This is a genomic window from Verrucosispora sp. SN26_14.1, assembly GCF_004307965.1.
Taxonomy (GTDB): Bacteria; Actinomycetota; Actinomycetes; order Mycobacteriales; family Micromonosporaceae; genus Micromonospora.
Genome location: NZ_SISL01000336.1, coordinates 1 through 6,429 on the forward strand (window position 1 = coordinate 1; position 6,429 = coordinate 6,429).

The following is a 6,429-nucleotide window of genomic DNA, read 5'->3' on the forward strand; positions in this document are numbered from 1 at the left end:
GACGTTGTCCCGGTCCAGCGCGGTGTTGTGGATCTCGACGTTGACCAGCGGGTTGATCTCGCGGACGCCCGCCGCGCGGCACCCGGGCGGTGGCGCACCGCTGCCCGTGCGGCCTGCCCGACGTGGTGGAGACGACACCCCGACTGGCCGACGGCACTCCCTTCCCGACGCTGTACTACCTCACCTGCCCCCGCGCGACCGCAGCGTGCAGCCGGTTGGAGTCGGCCGGGTTGATGCGGGAGATGGCCGACCGGCTGGCCGACGATCCGGAGCTGGCCGACCGCTACCGGGCCGCGCACGAGGACTACCTCGCCCGGCGGGAGTCGATCGGCCAGGTCCCCGAGATCGCCGGCATCTCGGCCGGCGGGATGCCCGGCCGGGTGAAGTGCCTGCACGTCCATCTCGGTCACGCGCTCGGCGCCGGGTCCGGCGTGAACCCGTTCGGTGACGAGACGCTGGACCTGGTCGAGCCCTGGTGGGCGGCCGGCCGGTGCGTCGACGTGCCGGACGCCGAGTGAGCGGCGCGCCCGCGCCGGACGGGTCCGACGACATCCTGGTCCGGCCCGCCCGCACCGCCGACGTACGCGCCATCCGCCGGCTGGTGGACACCTACACCGACGACCGGCGGCTGCTCAGCAAGGCCACCGTCACGCTCTACGAACACGTGCAGGAGTTCCGGGTCGCCAGCCGGGTCGCCGACGGCGCGGTGGTGGGCTGCGGCGCGCTGCACGTGATGTGGGAGGACCTGGCCGAGATCCGGACGGTGGCGGTCGACCCGACCTGTCGGGGCCGCCGGATCGGGCACCGGATCGTGGCCGAGCTGATCGAGGCGGCGCGGGACCTGGGCATCGCCCGGATCTTCGTCCTCACCTTCGAGACCCGGTTCTTCGGCTCGTTCGGCTTCACCGAGATCGACGGCGCCCCAGTGCCGAACCAGGTCTACGAGCAGTTGCTGCGCTCGTACGACGAGGGGGTCGCCGAGTTCCTCGACCTGGAACGGGTCAAGCCGAACACGCTGGGCAACACCCGGATGCTGCTGCGCCTCTGAGGCCGGGTGCCCGGTCGGCACGCCACTGTAGGGTGACCGTCGTGACGACGCGTGTGGCCGCCATCGACTGTGGCACCAACTCGATCCGGTTGCTGGTCGCCGACCTGCCTGACCCGTCGGACGGGTCGTCCGCGCCGCTGCGCGACGTGTCCCGGCGGATGGAGATCGTCCGGCTGGGTCAGGGTGTCGACGCCATCGGCCGGCTCGCCCCCGAGGCGATCGAGCGGACCCGGGTCGCGCTCGCCGACTACGCCGCCGAGATCGAGAAGCTCGGTGTGGAGCGGGTGCGGATGTGCGCCACCTCGGCCAGTCGGGACGCGGAGAACGCCGCCGAGTTCCGGGACATGGTGCAGCAGACGCTGGGCGTGGCGCCGGAGGTGGTCAGCGGCGACGAGGAGGCCCGGCTCTCCTTCACCGGCGCGGTACGCGGCCTGCCCTCCGACGCCCGGTCGCCGTTCCTCGTGGTGGACATCGGCGGCGGCTCCACCGAGTTCGTGGTGGGCAGCCGGGAGGGCGGCGTCGACGCGGCGATCTCGATGGACATCGGCTGCGTCCGGATGACCGAGCGGCACCTGCACGGTGACCCGCCCGGGCTGGACGAGATCGCCGCCGCGCAGGCCGACATCGCGGTGGCGGTCGACCGCGCGCTGACGGTGGTGCCGGGACGTGGGGCGGCCACGCTGGTCGGGCTCGCCGGGTCGGTCACCACCGTGGTCGCGATCGCCCAGGGCCTCACCGGGTACGACCCGACCCGCATCCACCACGCCCGGGTGTCCTACGACCGGGTGGCGCAGGTGACCGCCGAGCTGCTGGCGGCGGATCGGGAGCAGCGGTTGGCGATCCCGGTGATGCATCCGGGCCGGGCCGACGTGATCGGTGCGGGCGCGCTCGTCCTCCGAGTGATCATGGAACGGGCCGGCATGGACTCGGTCGTCGCCTCCGAGCACGACATCCTCGACGGCATCGCGTGGAGCCTGGCGCAGCCCACGACCTGAGGCACGCGAACGGGAGGTGAACACCACTGCTCCCGCATCTTCCTAGCGACGGTCACCGCGTGGCAGGCTACCGACACGTACGACCACTGGGCGACCAGCCAGCGTTGACTGACCGCTAGGAGGATGGGCCGATGGGCGAGATGGTTACTTATCGTGGCGACGGAGGTACCGGCGAGGGGTACCTCGCGGTGCCCGCCAGTGGCACGGCCAGCCCTGCGGTCATCGTCATCCAGGACTGGTGGGGCCTGGTGCCGCAGATCCGGTCGGTGGTGGACCGCTTCGCCGAGGCGGGTTTCGTCGCGCTGGCGCCGGACTTCCGGCACGGCGAGCCGGCGGGCAAGCCGAGCGAGCCCCGACGGCTGTTGAACGGCCCGCAGATGGACGAGGCGGCACGCGAGATCGCGGTGGCCGCCGAGTACCTCGCCGGGCGTTCCGAGGTGACCGGGAAGGTCGGCTGCGCGGGTTTCTGCGCCGGGGCGAGCCTTGCGCTCTGGGCGGCCAGCCACTCCGAGCGGATCGTCGCCGCCGCCGCGTTCTATCCCCGGCTGCCCTGGGAGGGCATGCGTCCGGAGTGGACCGACTACGCCGGCAAGGACGCCCTCGTGCACTGCTCCGAGGCGGACGGCACCTCCACCGACCCGGGGGTCCAGACGGTACGCCGGGCGATCGAGAACGCCGGTGGCACCTGCCAGTTGCACGACTACCCGGGCACCGCGCACGCCTTCTTCAACGAGGACCGGCCGGAGAAGTTCGACCTGCGTGCCGCCACCAGCGCCTGGGCCCGCACCCTCGAACTGTTCCGGGCCAAGCTTGGCTGAGTCGCGTACCCCGGCGGACGTGGTCGCCCGCGCCGCGCGGGCGACCGATCTCGCCGACCTCGACGCGGCCGTCGCCGACTGCTTCGCCTGCCCCCGGCTGGTCGACTGGCGGGAGGAGGTGGCGCGGACCAGACGTGCCGCCTTCCGCGACCAGGAGTACTGGGGTCGACCGGTGCCCGGTTTCGGCGCCCCCGAGGCCCGGATCGCCGTGCTCGGGCTCGCGCCGGCGGCGCACGGCGGCAACCGCACCGGCCGGGTCTTCACCGGCGACCGCTCCGGCGACGTGCTCTTCGCCGCGCTGCACCGCGCCGGCCTGGCCAACCAGCCGACCAGCGTGTCCGCCGACGACGGACTGACCCTGCGGGACACCCGGATCTTCGCGGCGGTGCGGTGCGCCCCGCCGGAGAACAAGCCGCTCCCGGCCGAGCGGGACACCTGCGCGCCCTGGTCGTACCGGGAGGTCGACCTGATCCGGCCGACGCTGCGGGTGGTGGTCGCGTTGGGTGCCTTCGCCTGGGCCGCGTGGTGGCCGATGTTGCGCCACGTGTACGGCGTCCGTCCGCCCAGCCCGCGACCGTCGTTCGGCCATGGGGCACACTGGTCCGGCACGGCCGTACCGGAACTGCTCGGTTGCTACCACGTCAGCCAGCAGAACACCTTCACCGGACGGCTGACACCAGGAATGCTTGACGATGTGTTCGCCCGGGCGAGACAACTGGCCGGGCTGGACTGACGCTGCGGGGTGGTGGAGATGGCGGACGTGACGCAGACGAGCCCGCCGTACGCCCTGGTGGAGCGAAGGTAGGTCGGAGTGGACCTGCTGCGCAAGTGGTGGCCCGTCACCGCGGTGATCGGCCTGCTCGCCCTCGTCACGCTGGCCGCCGCGCACTCGTCGATCGGCGCGAGCCGCGTCCCGCCGGCCGTGCAGGACGCCCCGTTCGTCCTGGAGTACCCGACCGACGACCCACGCCCCTCGATCCCGGCCGAGCCGCGCGAGGTCGCCGAGCAGACCCGGACCGAGATCCCGCCCTGGCTCGGCACGGTGGCGTTGGCGCTGCTCGGCGTCGTCCTGCTCGTGGTGATCGGCTATCTCGCCTGGACGGTGATCCGTGGCATGGCGCGCCGGGTCACCCGGCGACTGCCCGCCCGTCCGGCTCGCCGCAGCGCCGCAGGCACCGCCCGCGAGGTGGTCGCCGCAGTCGACGCCGGCCTGGTCGACCTGGACGACCGCGCCACCGACCCGAGGACCGCGGTGATCGCCTGTTGGGTCCGCCTCGAAGAGGCCGCCGCCGGTGTCGGGGTGCCCCGGCTGGCCGGCGACACCCCGACCGACCTGGTCACCCGGCTGCTGCGCGGCGACTCCGCGAACGGGGTGCCGGCTATCGTCAGCGCCGACGTGCTGGCCGAGTTGGCACACGTCTACCGCGAGGCGCGGTACGCGACCCGCCCGGTCGACGAGCGCACCCGCGACCAGGCCCGCGCCGCCCTGCGCCGGTTGCGCGGCGAACTCGCGGCCACCGTCGAGCGGGACGTGACGGCATGAGTGAGCGGAGCGAGCGAATCGTCAGGCGCAGTGTGGTGGTGCCTCATGTCGGCGCGCAGCGAAGCGGAGCGCCGGCATGAGCAAGACCAGTATCGACGACCTGCTCAGTTTCGAGGAGGAACGGCCGGTCCAGCAGGAGGCGCCCCGGGGTGGGCGGCTGCGGAGCGTCGTCGGGTTCCTCGCCGTCACCGCCGCCGCGACCGTGGTCCTGATCGCCGGGCTACGGGCGGTCGGGTTGCGGGTGTCCCTGGTGGTGCTGGTCGCCGGAGTCGTCACCGTGTTCGCGGTACGCCGTATCGTCGCCACGCTCGCCCCGCCGTCGCGCTCCGGACAGACGGGGGCGCGACCGCAGCAGCACGGGGAGGAGGACGGGATGTACAACTGGGACGCCCGGGACGCGTTGCGGACCGCGATCAACGGTTGGGAGATTCCGCTGGAGTGGTCCAAGGGCCAGCCGGAACGCTTCTCCCACATGATCCTGCCCCGCCTCGCCGAGCTGGCCGACGAGCGGCTCCGGCTCAAGCACGGCATGACCCGCGAGTCGGATCCGGGCCGGGCCCGGGCCCTGCTGGGTGAGCGACTGTCGACGTTCCTGGACACCCCGCCCCGCCGTACCCCTTCGCCGCGCGATCTCGCGGCGATCGTCGCCGAACTGGAGAAGATCTGATGAACGACGCCGGCCAGACGATGCCCCCTGCCGAGGTCGGCCGCCTCGCCCGGGCGGTGCTGGACGCGGTGGGCCAGGTCGTCGTCGGCAAGCGGGATTCGCTGGAACTGGTCCTCGCCGGCATCCTCGCCGGTGGACACGTGCTGCTGGAGGATCTGCCCGGCCTGGGCAAGACGCTCACCGCGCGGTCCTTCGCCCAGGCGCTCGGGCTGGACTTCCGTCGTCTCCAGTTCACCCCGGACCTGCTGCCCGCCGACGTCACCGGCTCGTTCCTCTACGACCAGCGCAGCGGCGACTTCACCTTCCGGGCCGGCCCGGTCTTCACCAACCTGCTGCTGGCCGACGAGATCAACCGGACCCCGCCGAAGACCCAGTCCGCCCTGCTGGAGGCGATGCAGGAGAAGCAGGTCTCGGTGGAGGGGGTCACCTACCGTCTGGACGAGCCCTTCCACGTGCTCGCCACCGCCAACCCGATCGAGTACGAGGGCACCTACCCGCTGCCGGAGGCGCAGCTGGACCGTTTCCTGCTGCGCGTGTCGTTCGGGTATCCCGATCACGAGGAGGAGTGGGAGGTGCTGCGTCGGCGGATGGCCCGCCGCCGCGAGGAGGCCGAGATCAAACCGGTCGTGGACGCCGCCACCCTGCGCTCCATGCAGGCGGCGTTGGAGGACGTGGTGGTGGAGGACTCGGTCGGCCGGTACATCGTGTCGCTGACGGCGGCCACCCGGGAGCACCCGTCGGTGCTGGTCGGTGCCTCGCCGCGTGGTTCGTTGGCACTGCTGCTGCTGGCCCGGGTACGGGCCGTGCTCTCCGGCCGGGACTACGTGGTGCCGGAGGACGTCAAGGACGTCGCGGCACCGGCGCTCTCGCACCGGATCACGTTGCGGCCGGAGATGTGGCTGCGGCGGGTCGACCCGTCCTTCGTGGTCGGCGAGGTCCTGGACGCCACCCCCGCCCCGGCCAGTGGTGCGCTGCCCAGTTACGCCGCCGGTGGACCGGGACACTGACCCGTCGTGACCGCTCCGGACCGACCGGCCCCGCCCAGCTGGACGCCCACCGCGGCGCTCGGCCGAGCGGTGCTGCTCACCGGCCTGCTGCTGGCCGCCGCAGTGCTGTTGGGCCGGGTCGACCTGGTCGTGCTGGCTGTGCCGTTCGCGCTCGGCACCGCGTACGCGTTGCGCCGCCGACCGACCGAGCTGCCGCAGGTGTGGATCAGTGCCGACGAGGCGCACCTGGTGGAGGGCGGTGAGGTGAGCGGCACGGTCAGCGTCGGTAACCCGGGCACCGTGCCGTACGACGTGGCGGTGCTGCGTACCCGGGTCTCGCCGTGGTTGCGGGCTGTCTCTTTATACACATCT

General features: G+C 72.7%; 7 protein-coding genes and 2 pseudogenes. All 9 read left to right on the forward strand.

Going from position 1 to position 6,429, the window contains the following annotated elements:
- Positions 1–62: 62 nt before the first annotated feature.
- Positions 63–518 (forward strand): annotated as a pseudogene (locus tag EYA84_RS23615) (DUF501 domain-containing protein); the annotation flags it as partial.
- Positions 515–1,048: an amino-acid N-acetyltransferase gene (locus EYA84_RS23620; protein WP_131055436.1), complete on the forward strand. Its 534-nt coding sequence runs from the start codon at positions 515–517 to the stop codon at positions 1,046–1,048. The pseudogene EYA84_RS23615 and the gene EYA84_RS23620, both read left to right, overlap by 4 nt.
- Positions 1,049–1,101: 53 nt before the next feature.
- Positions 1,102–2,043, forward strand: coding sequence for a Ppx/GppA phosphatase family protein (locus EYA84_RS23625; RefSeq protein ID WP_131055444.1), 942 nt, complete (start codon positions 1,102–1,104; stop codon positions 2,041–2,043).
- A gap of 131 nt (positions 2,044–2,174) precedes the next feature.
- Positions 2,175–2,861 carry a dienelactone hydrolase family protein gene (locus EYA84_RS23630; RefSeq protein ID WP_131055438.1) on the forward strand — a complete coding sequence of 229 codons (687 nt, stop codon included), beginning with the start codon at positions 2,175–2,177 and terminating at the stop codon, positions 2,859–2,861.
- A complete protein-coding gene (locus EYA84_RS23635; protein WP_394347606.1) occupies positions 2,854–3,594 on the forward strand; it encodes a uracil-DNA glycosylase in 741 nt (246 codons plus the stop codon). The genes EYA84_RS23630 and EYA84_RS23635 overlap by 8 nt, the downstream gene beginning before the upstream one ends.
- Positions 3,595–3,678: 84 nt before the next feature.
- On the forward strand, positions 3,679–4,404 hold the full coding sequence (locus EYA84_RS23640; protein ID WP_131055448.1) for a DUF4129 domain-containing protein: 726 nt from the start codon (positions 3,679–3,681) through the stop codon (positions 4,402–4,404).
- A 76-nt stretch (positions 4,405–4,480) separates the two neighbouring features.
- Positions 4,481–5,071 carry a hypothetical protein gene (locus tag EYA84_RS23645; RefSeq protein ID WP_131055440.1) on the forward strand — a complete coding sequence of 197 codons (591 nt, stop codon included), beginning with the start codon at positions 4,481–4,483 and terminating at the stop codon, positions 5,069–5,071.
- On the forward strand, positions 5,071–6,078 hold the full coding sequence (locus EYA84_RS23650) for a MoxR family ATPase (RefSeq protein WP_131055442.1): 1,008 nt from the start codon (positions 5,071–5,073) through the stop codon (positions 6,076–6,078). The genes EYA84_RS23645 and EYA84_RS23650 overlap by 1 nt, the downstream gene beginning before the upstream one ends.
- A gap of 6 nt (positions 6,079–6,084) precedes the next feature.
- Positions 6,085–6,429, forward strand: a pseudogene (locus EYA84_RS23655) (DUF58 domain-containing protein); the annotation flags it as partial.